Raw genomic sequence first — 26,809 nt, forward strand, 5'->3', positions numbered from 1 at the left:
CCGGACGGGACATCGCCTCCCGTCCGGGATTGCCCCTGCCCAGCCTTTTGCGGAGAGGAGGTCTCGCGTGCGGCTGAGCTATCCCGCCGCCGAGCGGCTGCCCGGCGCGGAGTACCTGCACGGCCACCGGGTGGCTGATCCTTACCGCTGGCTGGAGGACGCCACCGATCCGCGAACGCGCGCGTGGCAGGCGGCCCAGGACGAGCTCTGGTTTCTACAGGCTCGCTCGTTGTCCGGGCGCGCATATTTCCGTGCCAGGGTCGCTGCACTCAGCGAGGTAGAGACAACCAGTACGCCGGCCTGGCGCGGCAACCGGCAGTTCTTCACGCGCAGGAGTCCCGGCCAGGACCATCCGGTCCTGTACGTCGGGGACCGCGTGCTCGTCGATCCGATGGCGCTCGATCCGTCCGGCCTGACCACGCTCGACCGGTGGCAGCCCTCGCCGGACGGGCGCTTGCTGGCCTATCAGGTCTCGCGTGGTGGTGACGAGCACTCCTTCCTCTCCGTTCTCGACGTCGACAGCGGCGAGGTGATCGACGGTCCGATCGATCGGTGCCGTTACTCGCCGGTGGCGTGGCTCCCGGACTGCAAGGCCTTCTACTTCGTCCGGGAGCGAAGGCTTTACCTGCATCGGATCGGGGCGTTTGAGGACGAGCAGATGCTGCCCGGCGAAGCGTCGTACGGGTTGGAGATCAGTGCTGATGGCAACTGGTTGACGATCTCGGCTGTGGTTGCGCATGGCAATGATGTCTGGTTGGTCGACCTGAGTTCCGGGTTCGAGCCGGTGGTGGCGCAGCGAGGAGTTGACGCGCGGACGGCCTTGGCGGTCGGGCCGGACGGCCGGATGTATGTGGCAACAACTCTCGGTGCACCGTCGGGCCGGGTCTGCGTCGGCGATCCGCGCCAGCCTGGTCATGAGCACTGGAGAGAGCTCGTCGCCGAGGAGCCGGGCGCGCCACTCAGCCAACTCGCGGTGCTCGACGGGATGCTCCTCGTCGGGCGGACCAGGCACGCGTTGAGTTCGCTCACCGCCCACGATCTGGAGACCGGCGAGCTTCTGCACGAGGTGCCGCTGCCGGGTCCGGGTGCGATCGGCGATCTCTGCACCCGACCGGAGGGCGGCCACGAGGCTTGGTTCAGCTACACCGACAGCGTCACCCCACCGACGGTCCACCGGTACGACGCTCGCACTGGTCACGTCACCGCTTGGAGCTCGGTTCCCGCAGTCCGAGACGTTGAATCCCATCAGGTGGTCTACCGATCGCGAGACGGTACTCCGATCCGCCTGGTGGTGCTCGCCCGATCAGGGGCCGACGAGCCGCGGCCCGTGATTCTCTACGGCTACGGCGGATTTGGCTTGTCCCTCACGCCCAGCTACTCGTCCTTCGCGCTGGCTTGGGTGGAGGCGGGCGGCGTGTTCGTGACGGCGAACCTGCGGGGTGGGGGAGAGCAGGGCGAGGAGTGGCATCGGGCCGGAGTACTGGGCGCGAAGCAGAACGTGATCGACGACTTCCTCGCCGCGGCCGAGACGTTGATCGCGGACGGCTGGACGACGGCCGACCAGCTGGCGATCTGTGGTGAGTCCAACGGCGGTCTGCTCGTCGGCGCGGCCCTCACGCAACGGCCGGAGTTGTTCGCGGCCGCGGTCTGCTCGGCGCCGGTGCTCGACATGGTCCGCTACCAGCTCGCCGGGCTCGGGCCTTCGTGGGTGCCGGAGTACGGGTCGGCGGACGATCCGGCCCAACTGGCCGCGCTGCTCGCGTACTCGCCGTACCACCGAGTGGTCGAGACGGACTATCCGGCGGTCCTCTTCACGACCTTCGACGGCGACACCCGCGTCGATCCACTCCACGCCCGCAAGATGTGCGCCGCCCTGCAACACGCCACCACCAGCACCCGCCCCATCCTGCTCAGATCCGAAAGCGGAGCAGGCCACCTCCCGTCCGGCACCAGCCGAGGCATATCCCTGGCTGCGGACATGCTCGCCTTCCTGGCAACCCACACCGGCCTCGGGGGTGTGCCGTGACGACCTTTCGGGAGGTGCTTCGGCAGGGGCGGGGGTGGCTTCCGTTGATCGGGGTGGCTGCTCTGGTTGGCAGTTTGATCGTGCTGGCTTTGCCGACCGTGCTTGGTAAGGCTGTGGATGCTGTGGTGGCCCAGGACTCCACGGGTCGGTGGGTTCTGGTTGCCTGCGGATTGATCGCTCTCGGTGTCGCCTGTGACCTCGTCGAAGTGCTCGCCGGCACGGCTTGTGTCGCTGGGACCACCGCCTGGCTGCGGCACCGGCTGGTCCGGCAGGTGCTGACGTCGGGACCGTCCGGCACCCGCGGGTTCGACACTGGTGACCTAGTCAGCCGGGTGTCGGGCAATGCCACCGATGCGGCTCAGGCCGGGCCAGCCGCAGTGACGGCAGTTGCTGCAGCTATCCCCCCGATCGGCAGCCTGGTCTTGTTGTTCCTCATAGACCCCTGGCTGGCTGCGGCCTTCCTCGCCGGAACAGCCGCCGTTGTGGTTGTGCTGTGGGCCTTCACGCGCCGGACCGCCGAGATCAGCCTTGCCTACCAGCAGACCCAGGGCCGCATCGCGGCCGCGCTCACCGAGGCCCTGGCCGGCATCCGGACCATCGTCGCCGCGGGAACCGCCGAGCGGGAGGAGCGCCGCATCCTCCGACTACTGCCACAGTTGCACCAGCACGGCCTGCTGACCTGGCAGATGCTGGCCCGCTCCGGCGCACAGGCTGCAGTGATCGGCCCACTGGTCCTGATCTCCGTCCTCGCCGTCGGTGGCGTGCAGTTGGTCAACGGCCGGATCACGGCAGGCGAGTACTTCGCCGCTGTCCAGTACGCCGTGATCGGGGCAGGCCTCGGCAGTCTCACTGGAGTCCTGGGTGAACTGGCCAGGGCACGCGGCGGCATCGCCCGTGCAGCAGAGGTGACTGCTCTCCAACCGGTTGGCTACGGCACTCTGCCGCTACCGGAAGGCCCAGGCCGCTTGGCCTTGGACGGAGTCACCGTGCTGGCTGGCAAGAAGGTCTTGCTGGACGACGTCCGACTGGACCTGCCCGGAGGTGCAGCAGTCGCTGTCGTCGGCCCAAGTGGTGCAGGGAAGTCTGTGCTCGCTGCTGTGGCCGGCCGGTTGTGGGATCCCGACAAGGGGCAGGTCCTGCTGGACGGAGTACCGCTGCACGCGCTGAGCAAGACCGCGCTGCGTACTGCGGTCAAGTGTGCGTTCGAGCGACCAGCGCTGGTCGGGTCGACGGTGGGCGATGCCATATCCGTCGGCCCGCTGCAGCCGGTCCGGCTGCTCGCGTCGGCCCGTGCGACCCATGCGCACGACTTCGTCAGTCGCATGCCCGATGGCTACGGGACGCCGCTCGCGAAGGCGCCGATGTCTGGTGGCGAGGCCCAGCGGCTCGGGCTGGCCAGGGCGTGGACTGCGAAGCGCCTGCTGATCCTCGACGATGCGACCAGCAGCCTCGACACCGCGACCGAGATGCAGATCAGCGAGACGCTGATGGGCGACCGGCGGCGGCGTACCAGGCTGATCGTCACTCATCGCGTGGCGACGGCAGCTCGCGCCGACTTGGTGGTGTGGCTCGAGAAGGGGCGAGTCCGGGCGGTCGGCGCACACCACGACCTGTGGTGCCGGTCGGAGTACCGGGAGGTGTTTGGGTGAAGCGGGAGTTGCGGGTGGGGGTGGCCGCCGTACGGCGCCGGCCGGCTTTGCTACTGGCTGCTTGGTCGGTGCCTGAGATCCTGCCGACAGCTTGTTACGGGTTGGCAGTCGCTCATGCCACGGATGCGTTCCTCGCAGGGCGGACCGAGCGGGGGCTGGCGTGGCTCAGCGGTCTGGTGGCAGCCGCGTTGTTCGGTGCGCTGGGCGCCCGCTGGGTCTATCGCCTGCTCGGCGAACTCGTCGAGCCGCTGCGCGATGAGCTGGTCCGCAAGGTGGTGGCCGGTGCTCTGCGGAACGCGCAGGCCGACGGCGCCCTGGCTCGCCTGAACCGCCAGGTGGAGATCGTCCGTGACACCTTCGCCGGGTTGGTCCTGGTGGTGCGGAGCTTCGTCGTGACGGTGATCGGTGTGGTGACTGGGCTGCTGTCGCTGTCGCCGCTGGTCGCCGCGCTCGTCGTACCGCCCTTCCTGCTGGGGTTTCTCGCTTCGCTGGGTGTGCTGGGACTGGCGGCTGCTCGGGTTCGGGCGTCGCTGCAAGCCGATGAGGAATTGGCGACCTCGGCGGGGATGGCCTTTGCCGGAGTACGGGATCTGACCGCGAGTGGGGGCGAGGAGTTCGCCGCGGGACTGGTCGGGAAACCGATCGAGGCGCAGGCGGCAGCCGAGCGATCGCTCGCCAAGGTGGCCGCCTTGCGGAAACTCTGTTTCGCCATCGGAGGCTGGCTCCCGCTGGTGATCCTGCTCGCCGCGGCGCCCTGGCTGATCGGCCGAGGCGTCAGCACCGGAACGCTGCTCGGCGGCATGACCTACGTGCTGCTGGGATTGCAGCCGGCGCTCAACACGGTGATGTCCGCGCTGGGCGACAGCGGTCTGCGGTACGTCGTGACGCTGGGCCGGATCCTGGACACCAGCGACGTACCGGAGTATGGGCAGGGCGGCCGGCTGCCGAGCGGACACGACGTGCGGCTGCGGCAGGTCTCCTTCGCCTACGGCCCCCACGCCGAACCCGTACTGCGGAACCTGGATCTCGTTGTTCCGGAAGGGGATCACCTCGCGGTGGTCGGCCCCAGCGGTATCGGCAAGTCGACGCTGGCCGGACTCATCTGCGGACTCCTGCAACCCACCGAAGGCGAGGTATCGCTTGGAGGAGTGCAGCCGGCCGTCTTGCCGGCCAGTGAGTTGGCGGACTCTCGGGTAGTTATCCCTCAAGAGGCCTACGTCTTCACCGGCACGGTCCGGGAGAACTTGAGCTATCTGAACCAGGACGCGACGGCCGCCGAGCTCGACCAGGCGATCGAAGCGGTCGGCGCTTCCCGACTGGTACGCCGAGTTGGTGGTCCGGCCGCGATGATCAGGCCCTCGCAGCTGTCGGCGGGCGAGCGGCAGTTGCTCGCGCTGACACGGGCGTACTTGTCGCCCGCGCCGCTGGCCGTGCTCGACGAGGCCACCTGCTACCTCGACCCGGAGGTGGAACGCGTCGCCGAAGAAGCGTTCGCAGCACGCCCCGGCAGCCTGATCGTCATCGCGCACCGGGTCAGTTCCGCCTTACGGGCCAGGCGAATCCTCGTGCTCGACGGAAGCCACGCCATCCTCGGCAGCCACCAGACGCTCCTCACCGAGAGCGCCCTGTACGCCGAACTGGTCGGCCACTGGGCGCTCCCGGCTCCGGTCGAGACCGGCCCTGATCAGGTCAGCCGCGATCCGCTCAGGCGAGATCAGCTCAGGCGAGATCAGATCCAGCCCGCGTCCTGAGCCTTGCGGATCGCCTCGATCCTGCTCCTTGCGCCGGTCTTGCTGAGGATCCGGGACAGGTAGTTCCGGATCGTTCCGGCGCTGAGGTTGAGGGCGCGGGCCACCTCCTGGGCGGTCGCGCCCGTGTTGATCAGGCGGAGTACTTCGCACTCGCGGTCGGTCAACGGGTTGTCCGGCGCCCGCAACGCCGCCAGCGCCAGGCTGGGATCGAAGACCGGCCGGCCCTCGGCCACCTCCCGGACCGCCTCGACCAGATCGTCGGGCGAGGCGTCGGTACCGATCACCCCGACCTTGGACGACTGTTTGACCACTGAGAGGGCCAGCGAGATCGAGCCGCCGTCGTCGCGTTCGATCAGCATCAGTACCGCGTGTCCACCGAGCTGGTCGCACAACTCGGCGATTCCCATCTCTCCCGGAAGGAGAGGATCCAGCAACAGCACTTCCGGTCCGCCGTTGGACCCCTGCAAGACCTCCTCCGCGTTCTCGAACTCCGCAACCACGTTCAGATCAGATTCCCTGCTGAGCACCACGGCCAGCGCACCTCGCACGAGCCTCCCGCGGTGCCCGATGACAACTCGGATCACCGGCTCCGCCCCCCTGGCGAATCGTGTTCGCGATTCCGGATACTGCCGGTCACGGAGTGCGCCGGGAAATCCGGAATCGGTAACCGACAGTTTCCATGCGGATACCTGACCTGTCACCAGGTCAGCAAAAACTCGCGGTATTTGAGGGTAAAACTTCGCGGCGTGCAGCGCAGATGTATCGCAGGCGTACGCCAGCGGTGACGCCTGGACGGGCGGAGTGGGCGCTGAGCGGTTGTGCGGGCGCTAGCCGTTGGCGATGCGGGAGACCGCGAACAAAAGGATCACCAGGACCGAGAAGACCCGCATACCGCGAGCCCCGGTGCTGACCACCGGCCAGGACAGGAACCCGAGCCAGCCGAGCAGCAGCGCCAGCAGGATCAGCGCGGGTACGCCGACAGCGAGCGGGGCGAACACCCCGACCAGCGCGAGCACGAGCGTGATCCCCGGCAACGTCAGCTTCGGCATCCCGTGCAGCCGGGCCACGACCGGGTAGCTGGCCTTGGTGATCCGCGCCCGAAGCGGACTGACCGGCTGACTGCTCGATGCGCTACTCATCCCCCCATTCTTCCAGGCCTCTCACCAGCCCCCACGAACGGCAGCCACCAAGCCTGTGGACAACGGGCCGCACGCGACGGGCGAGCTGACTACGATCGGGTTATGACAGCGCTACCCACCGTCGACCAGTTGCGGGCCGACCTTCCCGCCGTGCTCAAGCGTTTCCGCGCGGGGAAGACCTTCGCGTTCAGCTTCGGCGACGGCCGCCCGGAGGCGGTGGTGCTGACGTACGACGAGTTCGAGGATCTCGGCGGCGAAACGAAGTTCGACCTCGGCGACACGGTCCTGGAGCCCACCCAACTGGCGGCCGAGCTGCCCAGACTGGTCGCCGTCCTCCGAGCCGGCGCAGTACCGGCTCCCCAGGTCTGGGGCGAACAAGGCGAACCAGAAGCCGTCGTCCTCTCCACCGCCCAATACCGCCACCTCCGAGGCGACGACGAGCCACCACCAGGCGTAACCGACGACCCCACCCACCGCACCTACACCACCGAACCCCTCCCAGACAGCAGACCCTTCGACCTGGACGAGATCGCCGAGTTGATGGGCCCCGAGGCAGTACAGGACTTGGAGGACCTCCGCCGCAACGACCGGCCTGATGCGTGAACCACCCCGAGTACGAAATCGTGCTGGGCAGGAAGTTCGTCGAGGACTTGCAGCGTCTGGCTGCCGCCGCGCGTCGCGACCGGACCCAGCGGACCGCGTACCTGCGGAAGCAGGTACTGGCCGAGATCAAAGCCCTGACAGAAGGTGCATCCGACGGGCATCACGCTCTGGGGTATCAGGTTGGGAAGGGGGATCTGCGGGACTGTGTGACCTGTTACCTGCGGTCCGATCCGCAGCGGGCGGCTGATCATCGGTTGGTGTTTCGGGAGCTGGGGCCGGGGTCGCCGGGTGGGTTGCCGCGGCGGGAGTTGCTGGCGGTCAAGCCGCGGCAGGGGAGCGGGAACATCTACGAGCACACGTGTGCTCGGTTGAATCGGCATCCGGATGACCGGCAGCCGGGGCTGAATCGCTTCGGTGATCGGGTGCCGGGGGAGCGGCGGAGTGCGGCGGATCGCCAGGCGGAGTTGGATGCCAAGCGGGCGATTGCGCAGGCGTGGGCCGGGCAGCAGCCCTTGCGGTCTTCCCGGGTACTACGGAAGGCGGCGGTCCCGTCGCGGGCGGACTCGGTGGCTGGGGGGATGCCGTTCGAGCGGAGACGGAGTAGTCCGGCACCGACGGGCTGGCCCGAGCGGGGATGACCACCGGCCCCGGTTGGGGATGACCACTGGCGCGGGCCGGGATGACCACTGGCCTGGTTGGGGATGACCAATGGGTCAGCAGGTGGTTGCCGGGGGTGACGCCGTAGGGTGTGGTGGGTGTTCGTGGTGATCAGGTTCCGGGTGGGGCAGGCTGGGCAGCCGGCGTTCGTCGAGCGGCTGGAGGCTGCTGTCGAGGTGCTGTCCCGGCAGAAGGGTTTCGTGGCGGCCCGGACCGGGCGGAACGCGGATGATCCTGAGCTGCTGGCGCTCAGCATGGAGTGGGTGAACATCGGCAGCTACCGCCGCGCGCTCTCGCCGTACGAGGTGAAGCTGGCGGCCGTCCCGCTGCTGTCGGAGGCGATCGACGAACCGAGCGCCTACGACGACTTAGTGTCCTGGGTCGGCAGCCGGAGCTGAAGCACGGGCTGCCGACCCAGGACACTGAGTGAATTCTCACCGCACCGCTGAACCGATAGCCTGGACCCTTCCCGTACCACCACTCTGGAGTCGAAACGTGCCCGTGGATACCGTCGATGCCGTCGTCAGCCTCAGTAAGCGGAGAGGCTTCGTGTACCCGTGCGGCGAGATCTACGGTGGGACCAAGTCGGCCTGGGACTACGGACCGCTCGGTGTCGAGCTGAAGAACAACGTGCGGACCCAGTGGTGGCGCTCGATGGTGACAGGCCGGGACGACATCGTCGGGCTGGACTCCTCGGTGATCCTGCCGACCAAGGTCTGGGAGGCGTCCGGCCACCTGCAGGAGTTCGTCGACCCGCTGACCGAGTGCCAGTCCTGCCACAAGCGGTACCGCGACGACCACCTGCGGGAGGACTTCGCCCGGCGCAAGAACAAGGACGCCGACGAGGTCAAGCTCGACGAGATCGCCTGCCCGAACTGCGGGAACAAGGGCACCTTCACCGAGCCGCGGATGTTCAACGGCCTGCTGAAGACCTACCTCGGCCCGGTCGAGTCCGAGGAAGGCCTGCACTACCTGCGCCCGGAGACCGCGCAGGGCATCTTCATCAACTTCGCGAACGTGATGGGTACCGCCCGGAAGAAGCCTCCGTTCGGCATCGCCCAGGTAGGCAAGAGTTTCCGCAACGAGATCACCCCCGGCAACTTCATCTTCCGGACCCGCGAGTTCGAGCAGATGGAGATGGAGTTCTTCGTCGCGCCGGGCAGCGACGAGGAGTGGCACGAGTACTGGCTGAAGGCGCGCTGGGACTGGTACCTCGACCTCGGGCTGAACCCGGACAACATGCGCTTCTACGAGCACCCGAAGGAGAAGCTGAGCCACTACTCGAAGCGCACCGTCGACATCGAGTACAAGTTCCACTTCGGCGGCAAGGAGTTCGACGAGCTCGAGGGGATCGCGAACCGCACCGACTTCGACCTGTCCACGCACTCCAAGCACTCCGGGGTGGACCTGTCCTACTTCGACCAGGAGAAGGGCGAGCGCTGGACGCCGTACGTGATCGAGCCGGCCGCCGGGCTGACCCGCAACGTGCTCGCCTTCCTGCTCGACGCCTACACCGAGGACGAGGCACCGAACGCCAAGGGCGGCGTCGACAAGCGGACCGTACTGCGCTTCGACCCGCGACTCGCGCCGGTCAAGGCGGCCGTGCTGCCGCTGTCCCGCAACGCCGACCTGTCCCCGAAGGCGAAGGACCTGGCCGGCGAGCTGCGGAAGAACTGGAACGTCGACTTCGACGACGCCGGGGCGATCGGCCGGCGCTACCGCCGCCAGGACGAGATCGGTACGCCGTACTGCATCACCGTCGACTTCGACACCCTCGACGACCAGGCCGTGACGATCCGCGAGCGCGACTCGATGAAGCAGGAGCGAGTCGCTCTGACCGAGGTGACCGGCTACCTTGCCCAGCGTCTGGTGGGTTGCTGACGATGCTGCGGGGTTTGCTGACGCCGGGCCGCACCAAGTTCGGCCTGACGGTCTTCGGAGTGAGCGCTCTGGTGGTGTTCCTGGTCGCGGGCTGCTCCGACAGCCCGCCGGAAGCCGGCAACAACCCGCCGGCGAGCAACCCGACGACGGCAGGCTCGACGGGCCCCTCGGCACCGTCTTCTTCCGCCCCGATCCCGACCGCTTCGACGCCGTCGCTGACTCCGCTGCCGAAGCCCTCGAAGCCGTGGCCGACGCCCTCGGTGAAGGGTGAGCCGGCGTCCGACGCGCCGCTGGCCCAGCGGATCCGCTTCGCGATCGCCAAGCAGGCGCAGGTGACCGCGGGCCGCGCGGCGACCACGACGGTGAGCTGCCCGGGCCTCGACAAGGCCGAGACGCCTGGCAAGCACACCCTGAAGTGCACGGTGAAGTACGCCGGCCAGCCGTACGAGGGCACCTTGACGGTCGACGCCAAGCAGTACACCGCGTCGTACAAGTTCACCTCGGAGAAGGTCGCGATCGTGCGGCCGAAGGTGGTCGACGCCGTACTGCGGACCGTGCCCGGCGCGGCAAAGGTGACCTGCACGATGGAGGACGTCGCCATCGTCGCTCCCGCCGGCCAGCCGATCTCGTGCGACGTGACGACGACCGCGAACGCCGTCGAGCCCTACCGTGCGCAGGTTTCCGGCAACGGCCAGATCCTCGTTTCGAAGGCTTGATTCCCGTGTTGAAGCTGGGCGACCTCACGATCGACACGCCAGTGGTGCTCGCGCCGATGGCGGGGATCACCAACGCGGCGTACCGGCGGTTGTGTGCGGAGCAGGGCGCGGGACTGTACGTGTGCGAGATGATCACGTCGCGCGGCATTGTCGAGGGTGACCAGAAGAGCCTGGACATGCTGACGTTCGACGAGCGCGAGACGGTCCGCTCGGTGCAGTTGTACGGCGTCGATCCCGTGTACGTAGGCCGCGCGGTGGAGCTGCTCTGCGCGGAGTACGGCGTGGCGCACGTCGACCTCAACTTCGGCTGCCCGGTGCCGAAGGTGACCCGCAAGGGCGGTGGCGCGGCGCTGCCGTGGAAGCGCAATCTGCTCGGCGCGATCCTGACCGCGGCGGTGCGGGCGGCGACGCCGTACGGGATCCCGGTCACGATGAAGACCCGGATCGGGATCGACAGCGCACACCAGACGTACCTCGACGCGGGCAAGATCGCCGAGGAGTCGGGCGCGGCCGCGATCGGGCTGCACGGCCGGACCGCGGCGCAGGCGTACTCCGGCCAGGCCGACTGGACCAAGATCGCCGAGCTGGTCGAGCACGTGAACATCCCGGTGCTCGGCAACGGCGACATCTGGGAGGCGTCCGACGCACTCCGGATGGTCGCCGAAACGGGGTGCGCCGGTGTGATCGTCGGACGTGGTTGCCTCGGCCGGCCGTGGCTGTTCCGCGATCTCGCGGTTGCCTTCGCGGGTGGCGAGGCACTCAACCTGCCGACCCTCGGCGAGGTCGCCACTGTGATGCGCCGCCACGGCGAGCTGCTGGCCGGCCTGATGGGCGAGCAACGCGGCCTGCGCGACTTCCGCAAACACGTCCCGTGGTACCTGAAGGGCTTCCCCGCCGGCGGCGAACTCCGGGCAGCCCTCGGCATGGTCGACTCCCTGGAGCGCCTGGACGACCTCCTCTCCCAACTAGACCCCACCGCCCCCTTCCCGGTCCAAGAACTCGGCTCCCCCCGAGGCCGCCAAGGCAGCCCCCGCGACCACGTAGTCCTCCCACACGGCTGGCTGGACGACACCGATGGCCTCCACACCGACATGGCAGAAGCCGAAATAGGAATTTCCGGCGGCTGACCAGTTCGCCCCACCCGTAGTCGTGTGCAGGGCTGGAGCGTTGTGCCCGCCCAAACCTGTGCGGGGTGCAGGTCGGCGTGGAGCCGACCCGTGTCGGCCGGCCGAACCTCGGCGACCCGTCGCGGGCGCCTACTCGTCGGCGGCGGCTTTGCGGGCGGCAGCCTTGCGGCGTTTGCCTTCGTGCATCGCGACCACTCGGGCGACCGGGATGGTGTGGCCTTCCTCGATGAGGTCTGCGGGGAGGGTCTGCGGAGCCGGGAGCTGGTCTGCCCAGGACGTGCTCAGCAGGCCGGGCGTCGTACGGACGGTGAAGTCGCGCGGGCTGACCTGCTCCAGGTCGTCCCAGCCGACCGGGAAGGAAACCGTCGTGCCCGGGCGGATCCGCGGACTGTACGCCGCGACGACCGTCGCGCCACCGGCCCGGGTGGAGTCGACGAACACCTTGCCGTGCCGTTCTTCCTTCACGTACGCGGTCGTCGCCAGCGCCGGATCGATCCGCTCGGCCCGCGCGGCGATCGCCCGGGTCGCGGCGGCGGCCTCCTCGATCGTCGCTATGTCGTCGATCGGCACGTAGACGTGCACACCCTTGGCGCCACTCGTCTTCACCGCACCGTCCAGGCCGGAGTCGGTCAACGCCTGACGCACCAGCAGCGCGGCCTTCACCGCAAGTTCGAAGGTCTCGCCCTCGGGCGGGTCGAGGTCGAGCACGAGATGGGTGACCCGATCCTGCCGATCCAGCCGCATCAGCGTCGGGTGGTACTCCACCGCACGCTGGTTGCCGAACCAGAGCAGGGTCTTCCGGTCGTCGCACACGGCGTACGAGATCTCCCGCTTGGAGGCCTCAGCCCACACCGGCACCGTCCGGATCCACTCCGGCGTGTACTTCGGAACGTTCTTCTGCATGAACGGCTCTTGCCCAGGCCGCACCCTGATCACCGACAACGGCCGCTCTGCCAACCCAGGCAGCATCACCTCACGTACCGCGTCCAGATAATCGACCAGATCCCGCTTCGTCGCCTCGGCGCCGTCGAACAACGGCTGATCGAGATTGGTCAGCGGTACTCCGTCACGCACCTCATCCGGCTTGCTCGCCATAACAGGAGACTAGGCGCTGACAGAGGCAACCACCTGTGGATAACGCCCGGCTCGGCGTGCCTTCCGCTTGTAAACACACCACCCCAAGCTCGCCAGCCGGCGCGGACCACGGCTAGCCCTCCGGGGCTGTTACCAGGTCAAGTGCTGCGTGGACGACGTCGGGCGACGGGTGGTTGCGGAGGTCTGCCAGGAGTTCTCGCCAGGCAGGCGACCAGCCGGTGCGGGTTGTCGCCGCTGCTGTCAGGGTCAATGCGAACAGGCCGTCAACAGCGCGGGCGGTGACGGCGAGCTGGCTGGCGGGCGCGAGGACATCGGCTGAGGTCCACTGCGCTTGGGCGTTCGACAACCGCGTGCTGAGTTGCCCCACGGCAGCCGACACCGCCAGCGGCCGATCGGCGAGCAGGTCGGCTACTGCGGTCAGTTCCTCGTGAGGCGCCTTCCACTGCAGCGCATAGATCAGCAGACGAACGCGCAGACCCAGGTACTCCGGTGCAGTCAACTCACCAGCAACAAGCGGAAGCGCCCGGCGAGCCTGCGCCTCCCGCGCGCTGAGAGCAGCCGTCAGCCGTGTCACCACAGCAGCCAACCGCTGCCGCGCCGGATGGTCCCGGTCCGCTGTCGCATTGGGGACCTCAGGGTTGCTCTCCAGCCGAACCAACAGCCTGACGACCGACACCAGCTCGTCAAGGCCTTCACCGGTAGCGGCAATGGCAACAAGCGCAGTGGTGGCATCACTCCACGTCGTATTGCGGATCGAGAGATCAGTGATGAACCCCGCACACACCGGCGTAGCGGCCGGGTTGTAGCGCGCCCACCTCGACAGCGAAAGCAGTGCGAGCCGCACGACCTCCGGCTCCGGCCTGTTGGTCACGGCGATCAGCAGGTCGGCATAGCGAGACCTGTACTCCGCAGCCATCGTCGCCGGCGCCCGCTGCACCAGCACTGTCGCAGTAGTGGCCGAATCGTGCACAGCCTCCTGCAGCAGCGCCCAGCTCGCCGGCTCATGCAGCAGATGCTGTGACGCCGTACTGGCGATAGCAGCTCGCACATCCCGATGCGCATCCGCCCAAGCCTCTGCCAGTACTTCGCTCGCTCCCGGCGCACGCAGTACGCCGAGCAGCCGCGCAGCCTCCTTGCGGGACGTCACCTTCATCCGCTCGCCCACGAGTACCGGCCGGAACGTCTCGGCAAGCAGGCTCGGCCTGACGAACCGCGCAGCCCGACTGGCCCCGTAGAGAGCGACCCGCGCCCGGTCATCGCCCGCGTGGCTCAGCAGGACCGGCAGTGCGAGCTCCGGCTGGTCGGTCCATGCCAGTGCGCCAAGAGCCGCCTCCTGCAAGAGCACCCGGTCGCTGGTGAGGAACGGCTCGACAGCAGCCCGGCCGACGCCAGGGATGCGGCCCAGTGTCGAGACCGCCGCTGCCCGAGCCCACTCGGGCATCTCGGCATCGTTGGCGGCCGCAGCAACCAGTACGGCGTACTGGCTGTGCTGGCGGGGGAGCCAGCTTCGGAGGGCGAGGCTGGAGACCTGCCAGGCGGCGTAGTTGCGGGAGAAGCGGCGGATGCGCTTCGGCTTGGCAAGCACCCGGTCGAGGAGGTCGGTGCGGACCTCGGTGACCGCCAGCCAGACCGAGTCCCAGCGGGCCATTCCGACCTCGCGCTGGATGATCTGGCCGGTTCGTTCGGCACGGGTCGCGGGCGGTTGCAGCCACAGCCGAGCAGCTTGGTCGACCGTGTACTCCTGGTTCGACCAGACCGCCTTCTCCAGTACGCCGTGCAGGTGCTCGTTGGTCCAGCCACGGCGGCCGAACGCTTGAGCAATGGCGAAGGCGAGCGAGAACTCACGTCGCTTGGCGCCGGCCTCGACGTACGGGCGCAGGGCTTCGTAGACGGCGACCTCGCGACCGCGGGGCAGGCCGTTGATCAACCCGTACAGGCTGACCGTGCCGGTGTTCTCGGTCAGCCGCGCGTGGGCCTGGAGACCCCACTCGAGCAAGGCCAAATGGTTGCCCAGGGCCCCTTGCCGGACGGCTTTCTCGGCCAGCTGGTTCAGCGATCCGCGCGACTGCCAGGACGCGTCCCGGGCTTCGAGGGTGTCGGTCAGCAGGATCTGCAGCGCGCCGACGTGGGCATCGGTCAGCAGGGACGGCGGCAAGTCGGCGGCCGCGCCGAGCACCGCCGCCCGGACCGGGTCCTGGTCGTTGCGAACCCTGGTCGCCCACGACAGCGCATGCTCGATCGAATCCGCTTGGCGAGAGTGGCCCGCGCTTCCAATGACTGCACGGTAGACGGCCGCGCGGTCGTCGGCCTCGGCGCGACCGGCCTCCGGCTCGAGTACTGCGAAGGCCTCGGCGTACGGGAGGTAGGCGGTGAGCTGCCAGCGGGTGTGCAGGTCCTCACGCACCTTCGGAAGCTCGAGCATCCGCCGGGCGTGCTCCTCGCGAACGGCAAGGGGGAGGACGGCGAGCAGTTCTCCGGACAGGACCGTCTGGCCGAGTTCGACACTGGACGTGACGGCCGCGAAGATCGCCGACCGTCGCGAGGGCGCGAGGTCGCCGAGCAGGCCCTCGACGTTCGGCCAGAGAGTGCGTCCGAGCGCGATCAGGTCCTCGTCAGCGAACCGATGCAGCCTCCGCCGCAGGGCAGGAGTGAGGGCGCGATGCACGGTCGAGGCGCGATCGGGAGCGAGCAGGATCGCGAGCAGGCCGGCCGGATCGAGCTCAGTGAGCTGGCCGATCACCTCGACGACGGCCCAGGGAAGTTCGTGCTGGGGGAGGGCGGCACGGAGCAACTCGAGCACCCGCGCGGGGTGCTCAGCGATCACCTTCATGGCGCCGTGGCCGACGCTGTTCCACCATTCCTGCCGGTCGGCGTCGCTGGGCAAGGTCGCGAAGGCGTAGTCGAGCACCGCCTCAGGATGGCGAGCGGCCAGGCGTCCCCACTCGCCCGAGGACAAGGTGTAGGCCAGCTCCGGCAGCAGCCGTACGACGGTGGCCCGGTCCGCGCTGCTGAGCAGACCGGCGGCGGCGTGATCACCCCATTGCCGGCGCTGATCCTCGATCAGTCGGGCAGCGAGACTCTCGCGCCGAGTGCGCCGGATAACGCTCAGGATGCGGGTCCGCAAGGCGGCGGGCGCATCGGCGTACAGGGAATGCAGTGCGTCGTCAGAGACCGGTACGCCGCGTCCGGCGGCGGCGAGCGCGCGGCCTTGGAGCAGCGGGTCACTGAGGAGCTTGGTGACGTGGTCGACGTCCCCGGCGATCTGCGCGAGCTGGAGGCCGATGGTCCGCGCGAACAGGTCGCCCTGGTCCAGTTCGGAGATCAGTGCCGTCAGTTCTGGGGTGCCGCGCAGGCGGGTGGCCTCCTGCGCGACCAGGCGGACGCGTTCGCCGTACGGGAGCCGGTCGAGGGCTTTCAGCAGTGCGGTCGCTCGCATCCCCACATCCTGCCCAACCAGGGAGTCAGGAGGGCAGATTCGCGTCCATCAGGAGTTGTGCGGCTTCGCGGGCGCGGGTGGCCGGTTCGGGTGACTCGGAGAACGCCGACGTGGTAATCGCGCCCTCGCTGAGCAGGATCAGGTAATCCGCCAGTCGTTGTGGATCGCTGGCACCAGCCGCCGCGGCCAGCTCGGTGAGGGCATCGCGGAAGCCTGCCTTGTGCTTCCTGGCCAGCTCGGCAACGCGGGGTGAGACCGTCCCGAGCTCGCCGAAGGAGTTGATGAAGGCGCAGCCGCGGAAGCTCTTCTCCAGGAACCAGGAGTGCAGGAAGTCGAAGACGGCCAGGATGCGCTCGCGCGGGTCGGTGGCGGCGTCGACGTGCTCGGCCAGCATCGTCTTCCACTGCTGGTCGCGCTTGTCCAGGTACGCCTCGATCAGGTGGTCCTTGGACGGGAAGAGCTGGTAGAGCCGCTTCAGCGAGACGCCGGACGCGGACCGGATGGCGTCCATCCCGACCGCCTGCACGCCGCGCTCGTAGAACAGCGCGTCCGCGGCGTCCAGCACCTGCTGCTGCGCGGTCGCTGTGTCGATCGTCATAGCTCCTGCCTCCGGACTCGACTTGCGCTGAGAACCATCGTTCTCCTACAGTACTGGACATCGACGGAGAACGCTCGTTCTCCGTCCTGGATCTCTCAGAGGGAGTACTTCGATGACCGTCCTCGAGCCCGCCGCCCAAGGTTTTGCCGACGCCACCAGCGTCCCGCCGTTCCTGTTCCAGCTCGCCCCGGAGGACGGCCGCAAGGCGGTCGACGAGGTGCAGACCACCGACTACCCGAAGCTCGCGGTCGACGAGGAGTGGGTGACCGTCCCGAACGGTGACGGCACCGTGAAGGTCCGGATCGTCCGCCCGGCCGGAAGCACCGGCCCGCTGCCGGTGGTGCTCTACATCCACGGCGCAGGCTGGGTCTTCGGCAACGCGCACACCCACGACCGGCTGGTCCGCGAGTTGGCCGTCGGGGCCGGCGCGGCGGTGGTCTTCCCGGAGTATGACCGGTCGCCGGAGGCGCGGTACCCGGTCGCGCTCGAGCAGAACTACGCGGCCGCCCGCTGGATCGTTGCTTCCGGCAAGGACCACGAGCTGGACGCGAGCCGGCTGGCGATCGCCGGCGACTCCGTCGGTGGCAACATGGCGGCCGCGGTCACCTTGCTGGCCAAGGAGCGCGGGGATGTCGTCTTCAACCAGCAGGTGCTGTTCTACCCGGTCACCGACGCGTCGTTCGACACCGCGTCGTACCACGAGTTTGCCGAGGGCTACTTCCTGCAGCGCGAAGGGATGAAGTGGTTCTGGGACCAGTACACGACCGATGAGGCCGAGCGGAACCAGATCACCGCGTCACCGCTGCGAGCCGGCCTGGAGCAGCTCCGCGGACTGCCGACCGCGCTCGTCATCACCGGCGAGGCCGACGTACTGCGCGACGAGGGCGAGGCGTATGCCGACAAGCTCCGCGAGGCCGGCGTCGCGGTCACCGCGGTCCGGTTCGGCGGCATCATCCACGACTTCGTGATGGTCGACGCCCTCCGCGAAACCCACGCCGCAGAAGCCGCCATCAACCTCGCCATCGACACCCTCCGCAAGGCGCTCGCCTGAACTAGCCGCCGCTGACCCTCTGCAGTTCGGCGTAGGTGGCGGCGAGTTTGGGGAGGGTGTAGTGCGCGTTGAGGCCGCTCGGGTTGGGCAGGATCCAGACCCTCGTCTCGCCGATCCGTCTGGTCTGCTCGCCCATTGCGGCCTTGCGTTCGCCGAAGGCGTCCCGGTACGCCGTGACGCCGACGACGGCGAGCCACTGGGGCTGGTACTCGAGCACTTTCTCGACCAGCTGTTCGCCACCGGCGATCAGTTCGGCCTTGGTCAACTCGTCAGCCCGGGCCGATGGGCGCGGGACGACGTTCGTGATCCCCAATCCGAGCTCCAGCAACTCTTTCTGCTCGTCCGGACGGAACTGCCGCGGCGTGAAGCCCGCAAGGTGCAACGCCGGCCAGAACCTGTTCCCCGGCCGGGCGAAGTGGTGTCCGGTCGCCGCCGACACCAGGCCCGGATTGATACCGCAGAACAAGACCCGCAGGCCCGGCGCGATCACATCAGCCACTTCTTGCATCCCTGAACCCTAACCGCCTCGAGTCATCGTCAACTCGGGGTTGACGATCGGCAATCGTCAACCTAGGGTTGACGATATGACTCCCGGACCCGATCTGCAGCAACTCATCGACACCATCCGCGCGGACGCCGGCAGTGACGACGTCCTCGACCAGCTCGGCACCGCCGCGGCCACCATCAACGAACTGACCAGCACCAGCGATGCGGCACTCGGCTACTTCGTCGACCGGGCTCGCGGCGCCGGCCGGTCGTGGGTCGAGATCAGCACAGTGCTCGGCGTCAGCAAGCAGGCCGCGCACAAGCGCTTCGCCGACTCCTGGACCATGCAGCCCGCCATCGAGCGCTACACCCCGCGCACCAGGGCCGTCCTCGACAGCGCGAAGGAGGTGGCGCGCAACCTGAACCACCCGTTCATCGGGACGGAACACCTGCTGCTCGCCCTCTTCACCCAGCCCGACTCGATCGCCACCCGCGTGCTCACCGCGAACGGCATCACCGAGCAGGCGGTCCACGAGGCCGTCGCGACGAGGAGCCCGGCCAAGGCGGCCGGTACGCCGAAAGATGTCGAGGCAGCGCTGGCCGCCGAGAACCCGCCGTACACCCGGCTTTCCGCGCATGTCCTGCAGGGCGCGGTCGCCGAGGCGATGGTGCTCGGCCACAACTACATCGGCACCGAACACCTGCTGCTCGCCTTCTACCGCGATTCGGCCAGCATCGCGACGGAGGTCCTGCGCGAGCTCGGCCTGGACGAACCGGCCGCAGCCGACGCGGTTCGCGGCGCGATCGACGAGATCACCAAGAAGAGGTGAGTGGAAGGAAGTAGGTTGGCCGTATGCCCGACTGGACCTCTCGCCTGGCAGAGCTGGCCACCGCGACCGGAGTGCCCGGCGCGGTCCTCGGGATCTGGGCCGACGGTGAGCAACTGGTCGCGCCGTACGGCGTACTGAATCGCACCACCGGCCTCGAGGTGACAGCCGACTCGGTCTTCCAGGTCGGGTCGATCTCCAAGATCTGGACCGCGACGCTGATCACCCAACTGGTTGCCGAGGGCAAGCTAAATCTGGACGACACCGTCGTCAGGTTGTTGCCCGGGGCGCCGATCGATGCGCGGATCACCGTCCGGCACCTGCTGACGCACCAGAGCGGACTCGATGGAGACGTCTTCATCGACACCGGTCGCGGTGACGACTGCGTGGAGCGGTACGTCGGCCTGCTGGGCGAGGTAGACCAGTTGTTCGACCCCGGTACGGCGTACTCCTACTGCAACGCCGGCTTCGTCGTGCTCGGCCGGCTCATCGAGGTCCTCGACCAGCGCACCTGGGACGCGTCGCTGCAAGCCCGGTTGGTCGAGCCGCTCGGTCTCGAACACACGATGACGCTGCCGGAGGATGCGATCCTGCACCGGTCCGCCCTCGGTCACATGGCGGACGGCGTACCGGTGAAGACCTGGAATCTCCCGCGCAGCATCGGCCCCGCCGGCCTGGTCACCCAGAGCGCCGGCGACCTGCTGAAGTTCGCCCAACTCCACCTCGACCAGTACGCCGAAATGCGTGCGCCACAGGTCCCGTTTCCCGGCGGAGCCGAGGGTGTCGAGGCGATCGGTACGGCGTGGCGCCTCTACGACTGGTCGGGCCGCAAACTGTTCGGCCACGACGGCACCACGATCGGGCAGCTCGCCTTCCTCCGGATCGACCCGGAAGCGCGGCTGGCCGTCTGTCTGCTGACCAATTCGGTGAACGCCCCGGCTCTGTTCGACCAACTCGTCTCCGAGGTGTTCACCGACTACGTCGGGGTGGGCGCGCCGCCGCGGCCCGAGCCGATCGCAGGTGCCGAAAGTGGCGACCAGCACGTCGGCGTCTACGAGCGGGCAGGAGTTCGGCTGGAGGTCGAGCGCCGGGACAACCGTCTGGTGATGACCTACCGGGCCACGGGCGACCGACTGGCCGTCGCCGAGGAGCCCGTGGTCGAGTACGAGCTTCATCCCACCGCCCCGGCCGATGGCAACCACTTCGTCACGCGCAGCGCACCCGACCAGCCTTGGGTGCCGATGACGTTCACCCCGACGTACCTGTTCACCTCCGGCCGGGTGACTCCGCGAAAGGAGTGATTCAGATATCGCGGGCGTCCGCTGGAGTTGCGAGCTAACGTCGTCAGGGTGACTAGTGCACCCACTGATCTTCCCCGTAAGGCCGGTGAGCTTCGCGCTGCCGGATACGTCCCCCGCACGATCAAGGCCGAGATCCGCGAGAACCTGCTGACCGAGCTGCGCGCCGGTCGCGATCCCTGGCCGGGCATCGTCGGCTTCTCCCGCACAGTGATTCCCCAGCTCGAGCGAGCCCTGCTCGCCGGGCACGACGTAGTACTCCTCGGTGAGCGAGGACAAGGCAAGACCCGGCTGTTGCGCACCCTGATCGGTCTGCTCGACGAGTGGACTCCGGTGATCGAGGGCGCCGAGCTGCCGGAGCACCCGCTCGACCCGATCACGCCCGCGTCCAAGCGGCGCGCGGCCGAGCTCGGCGACGACCTGCCGGTCGCCTGGCTGCACCGCAGCCTCCGGTACGCCGAGAAGCTCGCGACGCCGGACACCTCGGTGGGCGACCTGATCGGTGACGTCGATCCGGTCAAGGTCGCCGAGGGGCGCAGCCTCGGTGATCCCGAGACGATCCACTTCGGCCTGGTGCCGCGCGCGCATCGCGGCATCGTCGCGATCAACGAGCTGCCCGACCTGGCCGAGCGGATCCAGGTCGCGTTGCTCAACGTGATGGAGGAGCGCGACATCCAGGTCCGCGGGTACACGCTGCGGCTGCCGCTCGACGTGTTGCTGGTGGCAACGGCCAACCCCGAGGACTACACCAACCGCGGCCGGATCATCACCCCGCTGAAGGACCGCTTCGGCGCCGAGGTCCGGACCCACTACCCGCTCGACATCGACGCCGAGGTGGACGTCGTACGGCAGGAGAGTCACCTCACCGCCGAGGTGGGGGAGCCGTTGCTGGAGGTGCTCGCGCGCTTCGTCCGGCATCTGCGCGAGTCGACGGCGATCGACCAGCGATCTGGCGTCTCGGCCCGGTTCGCGGTCGCCGCCGCCGAGACGGTCGCGGCCGCCGCGCTGCGCCGGTCGGCCATCACCGGCGAGGAGCCGGCCGTCGCTCGCCCGGTCGACCTCGAGGCTGTTCCCGCCGTACTGCGGGGCAAGCTGGAGTTCGAGCCAGGTGAGGAAGGGCGCGAGACGGAGCTGCTCGAATACCTGCTGCGCCGGTCCGTCGCGGACACCGCTCGCGAGCGGTTCGCCGGGCTCGACCTCACCCCGCTGGCCGATGCCGTTGCCCAAGGCCACCTGGTGACAACGGGCGAGCGGATCCCCGGCCGCGACGTACTGTCGGCTCTTCCCGAGCTGCCGGTGCTGCACGACGTGGCGGCGCGCGCGGGTGTCGAGCCCAACGATTCGCCCGGCCGGATCGCGGCGGCGGTCGAGCTCGCTCTCGAAGCCCTTTACCTGTCCAAACGACTGGCCAAGGACGCCGACAACGACACCACGGTCTACGGGGCCTGATATGTCCGTCCTACCCGAAGGCTGGTCGTACGGACCCTGGCACGAGGGTCCGGACCCGCTCGCCCCGCCGGTGGACCTGCGGGACGCGCTGGACGAACTCGGCCGGGATGTGATGGCCGGTTCGTCACCGAGGTCCGCGCTGGAGGAGTTGCTGCGGCGCGGGACTCGCAACACCCAGGGGCTCGACGACCTGACCCGGAGGTTGTGGGAGCGGCGCCGGGAGATCCAGCGCCGTCACAACCTCGACGGCACCTTGCGCGACGTGCAACGGTTGCTGGACGAAGCGCTCGAGGCCGAGCGGCGTGACCTGTTCCCGAACCCCTCCGACGATGCCCGGTTCCGCGAGATGCAGCTCGACGCGCTGCCGTCCGGTACGGCGGCCGCAGTACGGGAGCTGGCCAACTACGACTGGCAGTCGAGTGAGGCCCGGCAGAAGTACGAGGAGATCCGGGAACTGCTCGGCCGGGAGCTGCTCGGGTCGCGGTTTGAGGGCATGAAGGAGGCGCTGCAGAACACCACGCCCGAGGACGTCGAGCGGATCAACGAGATGCTGTCCGATCTCAATGCGCTGCTCGCGGCTCATGCGCAGGGGCATCCGCAGATCGATCAGCTCTTCGCTGAGTTCATGGCCAAGCACGGCGAGTTCTTCCCGGAGAACCCGCGCACGGTCGACGAGTTGATCGACGTCCTGGCTGCTCGGGCGGCCGCGGCGCAACGGATGCTCAACTCGATGACGCCGGAGCAGCGGGCCGAGCTGGCTCAGCTCTCGCAGCAGGCGTTCGGCAATCCTCAGCTGTCCCAGCAGCTGGCGAATCTCGATGCCCAGCTGCAGGCGCTGCGGCCGGGTGAGGACTGGTCCGGATCCGAGCGGATGAGCGGTGACGATCCGCTCGGGCTGGCCGAGGGTGCCCGGGCGATGTCCGATCTCGCGGAGCTGGACGCGCTGGCCGAGCAGTTGGCCCAGTCGTATCCGGGTGCGCGCCTGGAGGACATCGATCTCGACGCGCTGACCCGGCAACTCGGTGACGAGGCGACCGTCGACGCGCGGCGCCTGTCCGAGCTCGAGCGCGAATTGCGCAACCAGGGCCTACTAGAGCGGGCGCCGGACGGGACGTTGCAGTTGTCTCCGAAGGCGTTGCGGCAACTCGGTCAGACGGCGCTGTCCGACGTACTGCGAACTGCTCGTGGTCAGTCGGGTGAGCGTGATGCGGCGTCGGCGGGCGCGGCAGGCGAGCTGAGTGGGTCCACCCGGGTCTGGCAGTTCGGCGACACCCAGCCGTGGGATGTGCCACGGACGGTTCGCAACGCAGTACTGCGAACTGCCGGGGCTAGGCGCGATGGTTCGGTGCGGCTCGACGTGGCGGACGTGGAGATTGCCGAGACTGAGCATCGGGCCCGGGCCGCTGTCGCGTTGCTGGTCGACACGTCGTGGTCGATGGTGCAGGAAGGCCGCTGGCTGCCGATGAAGCGGACGGCGCTCGCGTTGCACCAGCTCATCTCGACCCGCTACCGCAACGACGCGCTCCAACTGATCACCTTCGGCCGGTACGCCGGAGTGATCGAGCTGCCGCAGCTCATCGGCATGGAGGGCACCTGGGAGCAGGGCACCAACGCGCACCACGCCCTGCTGCTGGCCGGCCGGCATTTGCGCCGTCATCCGGACGCGCAGCCTGTGGTCCTGATGGTCACCGACGGGGAGCCGACGGCTCACCTGGAACCGGACGGCACGGCCGAGTTCGACTACCCACCTCGCCCAGCGACCCTGCGCAAGACGGTCGCGGAGGTGGACCGGCTGACCAAGCTCGGCGCCTCGCTGTCGATCTTCCGGCTCGGCGACGATCCGCGGCTGAACGCCTTCGTCGACCTGCTCGCCCGGCGCAGCGGTGGGCGCGTACTGGCCCCCGATGCGGACGGCCTCGGCGCAGCCGTCGTCGGCGACTACCTCAGGACCCGTCGACGGCTCTGAGCAGCGGTTGGCCTTGAGCTGTCAGCAGCTCTTGGCGAACCTGAAAGCAGGCGTGTACCCCGACTCGAAGGTGGGTATGCGCCTGCTTTCGTGTTTCCACGGGAAAACCTGCGTTTGTCCTGCGTTGTCAATGAGGCAAGGGCTTTCCGCCTGTTTTGTGTGGGCAGCGTCACGATCCGAACGTGAGACCAGTGTTCAACTGGACTGTTTTTCTGCCTTACCCTGAAAAGACGCCCCCGCCACTGGTGTCGTCGGGCCAGCGGTCATCACGCCGCGACCAGTCGAGCCGCCCAAACCTCAGGGAGTCACTGTGCCGAAACTCGTCTACGACTTCGCCGAAGGCAACAAGAGCATGAAGGAACTTCTCGGTGGCAAGGGGGCCAACCTCGCCGAGATGACGAACCTCGGCCTGCCGGTACCGCCCGGCTTCACCATCACCGCCGAAGCGTGCAAGGTCTTCCTGGCGACCGGTTCGGTACCGCCCGAGCTGGCAGACGAGATCGACCACCACGTCGACGCCCTGCAGCAGAAGATGGGCAAGAAGCTCGGCCAGGCCGACGACCCGCTGCTGGTCTCGGTCCGCTCCGGCGCCGCGGTCTCGATGCCCGGCATGATGGAGACCGTTCTCAACGTCGGCCTCAACGACGACTCGGTGAACGGCCTTGCGCACCAGTCCGGCAACGCGCGGTTCGCCTGGGACGCCTACCGCCGGCTGATCCAGATGTTCGGCAAGACCGTGCTGGGGATGGAAGGCGACGTCTTCGAGGACGCGATCGAGGCGGCGAAGAAGGCCAAGAACACCAAGAACGACCTGGACCTGGACGCCGACGACCTGCAGGAGCTGGTGCGGAAGTTCAAGGCCGCGGTCAAGCAGCACACCGGCCGGGAGTTCCCGCAGGACCCGCGCGAGCAGATGGATCTGGCGATCGAGGCCGTCTTCGGCTCCTGGAACTCCGAGCGGGCGATCCTGTACCGCCGCCAGGAGCGGATCGCCACCGATCTCGGCACCGCGGTGAACATCTGCTCGATGGTGTTCGGCAACCTCGGGATGGACTCCGGGACCGGAGTCGCGTTCACCCGCGACCCGTCCAGCGGCCAGCCCGGCGTGTACGGCGACTACCTGCAGAACGCCCAGGGCGAGGACGTCGTCGCGGGCATCCGCAACACGGTCCCGCTGGCCGATCTCGAGCAGATCGACAAGACGTCGTACGACGAACTGATGGCGATCATGGCCAAGCTGGAGAGCCACTACCGCGATCTGTGCGACATCGAGTTCACCGTCGAGCGCGGCAAGCTGTGGATGCTGCAGACCCGGGTCGGCAAGCGGACGGCGGGGGCGGCGTTCCGGATCGCGACCAGCCTGATCGACGAAGGCGTGATCGACACCGACGAGGCGTTGCGCCGGGTCAAGGGCGCGCAACTGGCCCAGCTGATGTTCCCGCGGTTCGACAGCGACGCCGCGAAAGACCTTGTCAGCAAGGCGATCGGGGCCTCGCCGGGTGCCGCCTCTGGCAAGGTCGTGTTCACCTCCAAGGCAGCCGTCGAGGCGGCCGACAAGGGGGAGAAGGTCATCCTGGTCCGCCGGGAGACCAACCCCGACGACCTGCATGGCATGATCGCCGCCCAGGGCATCCTGACCAGCCGCGGCGGCAAGACCTCGCACGCGGCGGTCGTTGCCCGGGGCATGGGAAAGACGTGTGTCTGCGGCGCCGAGGAGCTCGACGTCGATGTTGCCGCCGGCAAGATCAAGGTGAACGGCAAAACGATCTCCGAGGGCGACGTCATCTCGATCGACGGCACCACCGGCGAGGTCTTCCTCGGTGAGGTCCCGGTCGTCCCGTCACCGGTCGTCCAGTACTTCGAAGGGTCGCTGGCGGCCGACGCCGGCGACGAACTGGTCGCGTCGGTGGACCGGCTGATCCGGCATGCGGACGAGATCCGGCGGCTCGGCGTACGGACGAACGCGGACACCGCGGACGACGCTGCCCGGGCCCGCCGGTTCGGTGCCGAGGGCATCGGTCTGTGCCGGACCGAGCACATGTTCCTGGGGGAGCGGCGGGAGGCCGTCGAGCGGTTGATCCTGGCCGACGACGACGGTGAGCGCGAAGCGGCGCTGGCCGAGCTGGAGCCGTTGCAGCGTGGGGACTTCCTGGAACTGTTGTCGGCCATGGACGGCCTGCCGGTGACGATCCGGCTGATCGACCCGCCGCTGCACGAGTTCCTGCCGTCGATGGAGGACCTGGCCGTCAAGGTCGCCCTGGCCGAGGAGCGCGGTGAGGAGCCGGGTCGCGACAAGCTGCTGCTCGCGGCGGTCCAGCGGCTGCACGAGCAGAACCCGATGCTGGGGCTGCGCGGCGTCCGCCTTGGCCTCGTAGTGCCGGGTCTGTTCGCCATGCAGGTGCGCGCTATCGCCTCGGCTGCCGCCGAGCTGCGGGCTCAGGGCAAGGATCCGCGTCCGGAGATCATGATCCCGCTGGTCGGCGCGGTGCAGGAGCTGCAGTTGGTCCGGGACGAGGTCGACAAGGTGCTGGCCGAGGTCGACCGGACCACCGACGGCGCCGGGGGTGCCGATGGAGTGGAGTGGAAGACGCCGATCGGAACGATGATCGAGTTGCCCCGCGCCGCGGTGATCGCGGACCAGATCGCCGAAGCGGCGGACTTCTTCTCGTTCGGCACGAACGACCTGACCCAGACGACCTGGGGCTTCAGCCGCGACGACGTCGAGAGCGCGTTCTTCTCCCGGTACCTGGAGAAGGGCATCTTCGCGGTCTCCCCGTTCGAGTCGATCGACCGCGACGGCGTCGGCTCGCTGGTCCGGACCGGCGTGGAGAAGGGCCGGGCCGCCAAGCCGGACCTCAAGCTCGGCATCTGCGGCGAACACGGCGGCGACCCCGACAGCATCCACTTCTTCCACGAGGTAGGCCTCGACTACGTCTCCTGCTCCCCCTTCCGAATCCCAGTAGCCCGCCTAGAAGCAGGCCGCGCCACCCTGACCTGACCTGCGGGGTGCCCGCGGCCGTCGCGGGCACCCTGTTTCTGGTTCGGGGATGAGAT

Annotated in this window: 21 protein-coding genes; 15 read left to right on the forward strand and 6 right to left on the reverse strand. The window is 68.5% G+C overall.

Annotation, left to right across the window (positions count from 1 at the left end; all coding sequences use genetic code 11):
• Positions 1 to 67 precede the first annotated feature (67 nt).
• From AB0F51_RS21040 to AB0F51_RS21050, 3 genes are read left to right on the forward strand one after another with little or no spacing between them, the layout of a single operon-like run.
• Complete coding sequence (locus tag AB0F51_RS21040; RefSeq protein WP_360282309.1) at positions 68 to 2,026, forward strand: prolyl oligopeptidase family serine peptidase; 1,959 nt, start codon at positions 68 to 70, stop codon at positions 2,024 to 2,026.
• Between the two features lie 53 nt (positions 2,027 to 2,079).
• On the forward strand, positions 2,080 to 3,675 hold the full coding sequence (locus AB0F51_RS21045; protein WP_360282311.1) for an ABC transporter ATP-binding protein: 1,596 nt from the start codon (positions 2,080 to 2,082) through the stop codon (positions 3,673 to 3,675).
• On the forward strand, positions 3,672 to 5,426 hold the full coding sequence (locus tag AB0F51_RS21050; RefSeq protein WP_360282313.1) for an ABC transporter ATP-binding protein: 1,755 nt from the start codon (positions 3,672 to 3,674) through the stop codon (positions 5,424 to 5,426). Before AB0F51_RS21045 ends, AB0F51_RS21050 begins: the two co-directional genes overlap by 4 nt.
• Here the strand turns inward: AB0F51_RS21050 and AB0F51_RS21055 are convergent.
• A complete protein-coding gene (locus AB0F51_RS21055; RefSeq protein ID WP_360282315.1) occupies positions 5,405 to 5,956 on the reverse strand; it encodes a response regulator transcription factor in 552 nt (183 codons plus the stop codon). The two genes, AB0F51_RS21050 and AB0F51_RS21055, sit on opposite strands and share 22 nt — an antisense overlap.
• A 297-nt stretch (positions 5,957 to 6,253) precedes the next feature.
• Positions 6,254 to 6,565, reverse strand: coding sequence for a DUF6703 family protein (locus AB0F51_RS21060; RefSeq protein ID WP_360282317.1), 312 nt, complete (start codon positions 6,563 to 6,565; stop codon positions 6,254 to 6,256).
• A gap of 102 nt (positions 6,566 to 6,667) precedes the next feature.
• Between AB0F51_RS21060 and AB0F51_RS21065 the strand changes: the two genes are divergently transcribed.
• From AB0F51_RS21065 to dusB, 6 genes are all read left to right on the forward strand, one after another.
• Positions 6,668 to 7,168, forward strand: a complete 501-nt coding sequence (locus AB0F51_RS21065) for a hypothetical protein (RefSeq protein WP_360282319.1) — start codon at positions 6,668 to 6,670, stop codon at positions 7,166 to 7,168.
• Positions 7,165 to 7,806, forward strand: a complete 642-nt coding sequence (locus AB0F51_RS21070) for a hypothetical protein (RefSeq protein ID WP_360282321.1) — start codon at positions 7,165 to 7,167, stop codon at positions 7,804 to 7,806. Before AB0F51_RS21065 ends, AB0F51_RS21070 begins: the two co-directional genes overlap by 4 nt.
• Positions 7,807 to 7,923: 117 nt before the next feature.
• Positions 7,924 to 8,223, forward strand: a complete 300-nt coding sequence (locus AB0F51_RS21075) for an antibiotic biosynthesis monooxygenase (RefSeq protein WP_360282323.1) — start codon at positions 7,924 to 7,926, stop codon at positions 8,221 to 8,223.
• Positions 8,224 to 8,320: 97 nt separating this feature from the next.
• A complete protein-coding gene (locus AB0F51_RS21080) occupies positions 8,321 to 9,706 on the forward strand; it encodes a glycine--tRNA ligase (RefSeq protein WP_360282325.1) in 1,386 nt (461 codons plus the stop codon).
• 2 nt (positions 9,707 to 9,708) lie between these two features.
• Positions 9,709 to 10,422, forward strand: a complete 714-nt coding sequence (locus tag AB0F51_RS21085; protein ID WP_360282327.1) for a hypothetical protein — start codon at positions 9,709 to 9,711, stop codon at positions 10,420 to 10,422.
• A 5-nt stretch (positions 10,423 to 10,427) separates the two neighbouring features.
• On the forward strand, positions 10,428 to 11,549 hold the full coding sequence (gene dusB, locus AB0F51_RS21090) for a tRNA dihydrouridine synthase DusB (protein ID WP_360282329.1): 1,122 nt from the start codon (positions 10,428 to 10,430) through the stop codon (positions 11,547 to 11,549).
• 129 nt (positions 11,550 to 11,678) lie between these two features.
• Here dusB and ligD read toward each other — a convergent pair whose 3' ends face one another.
• The 3 genes from ligD to AB0F51_RS21105 all read right to left on the reverse strand — a co-directional run bounded on the left by ligD (position 11,679) and on the right by AB0F51_RS21105 (position 16,678).
• Positions 11,679 to 12,644 carry a non-homologous end-joining DNA ligase gene (gene ligD / locus AB0F51_RS21095; protein ID WP_360282331.1) on the reverse strand — a complete coding sequence of 322 codons (966 nt, stop codon included), beginning with the start codon at positions 12,642 to 12,644 and terminating at the stop codon, positions 11,679 to 11,681.
• 112 nt (positions 12,645 to 12,756) lie between these two features.
• The gene (locus tag AB0F51_RS21100) at positions 12,757 to 16,080 is read right to left on the reverse strand and encodes a hypothetical protein (RefSeq protein ID WP_360282333.1); all 3,324 of its coding nucleotides are present in this window, start codon (positions 16,078 to 16,080) and stop codon (positions 12,757 to 12,759) included.
• 25 nt (positions 16,081 to 16,105) lie between these two features.
• Complete coding sequence (locus tag AB0F51_RS21105; RefSeq protein WP_360282335.1) at positions 16,106 to 16,678, reverse strand: TetR/AcrR family transcriptional regulator; 573 nt, start codon at positions 16,676 to 16,678, stop codon at positions 16,106 to 16,108.
• A 112-nt stretch (positions 16,679 to 16,790) separates the two neighbouring features.
• On the opposite strand from AB0F51_RS21105, the gene AB0F51_RS21110 reads away from it, so the two are divergent.
• Positions 16,791 to 17,729, forward strand: coding sequence for an alpha/beta hydrolase (locus AB0F51_RS21110; RefSeq protein WP_360282337.1), 939 nt, complete (start codon positions 16,791 to 16,793; stop codon positions 17,727 to 17,729).
• Between the two features lies 1 nt (position 17,730).
• Here AB0F51_RS21110 and mug read toward each other — a convergent pair whose 3' ends face one another.
• Entirely contained in the window at positions 17,731 to 18,237 is a 507-nt protein-coding gene (gene mug, locus AB0F51_RS21115) for a G/U mismatch-specific DNA glycosylase (protein ID WP_360282338.1), read from the reverse strand.
• Between the two features lie 76 nt (positions 18,238 to 18,313).
• Here mug and AB0F51_RS21120 point away from each other — a divergent pair, with 76 nt between their 5' ends.
• From AB0F51_RS21120 to ppdK, 5 genes are all read left to right on the forward strand, one after another.
• A complete protein-coding gene (locus AB0F51_RS21120) occupies positions 18,314 to 19,045 on the forward strand; it encodes a Clp protease N-terminal domain-containing protein (protein ID WP_360282340.1) in 732 nt (243 codons plus the stop codon).
• Between the two features lie 23 nt (positions 19,046 to 19,068).
• Positions 19,069 to 20,343 carry a serine hydrolase domain-containing protein gene (locus AB0F51_RS21125; protein ID WP_360282342.1) on the forward strand — a complete coding sequence of 425 codons (1,275 nt, stop codon included), beginning with the start codon at positions 19,069 to 19,071 and terminating at the stop codon, positions 20,341 to 20,343.
• A gap of 48 nt (positions 20,344 to 20,391) precedes the next feature.
• Positions 20,392 to 21,789 carry an ATP-binding protein gene (locus AB0F51_RS21130; protein WP_360282344.1) on the forward strand — a complete coding sequence of 466 codons (1,398 nt, stop codon included), beginning with the start codon at positions 20,392 to 20,394 and terminating at the stop codon, positions 21,787 to 21,789.
• A 1-nt stretch (position 21,790) separates the two neighbouring features.
• Positions 21,791 to 23,755 carry a VWA domain-containing protein gene (locus AB0F51_RS21135; protein ID WP_360282346.1) on the forward strand — a complete coding sequence of 655 codons (1,965 nt, stop codon included), beginning with the start codon at positions 21,791 to 21,793 and terminating at the stop codon, positions 23,753 to 23,755.
• Between the two features lie 310 nt (positions 23,756 to 24,065).
• On the forward strand, positions 24,066 to 26,753 hold the full coding sequence (ppdK, locus tag AB0F51_RS21140; RefSeq protein ID WP_360282348.1) for a pyruvate, phosphate dikinase: 2,688 nt from the start codon (positions 24,066 to 24,068) through the stop codon (positions 26,751 to 26,753).
• Positions 26,754 to 26,809: the final 56 nt, after the last annotated feature.

Source organism: Kribbella sp. NPDC023855, assembly GCF_040639475.1.
Classification (GTDB): Bacteria; Actinomycetota; Actinomycetes; order Propionibacteriales; family Kribbellaceae; genus Kribbella.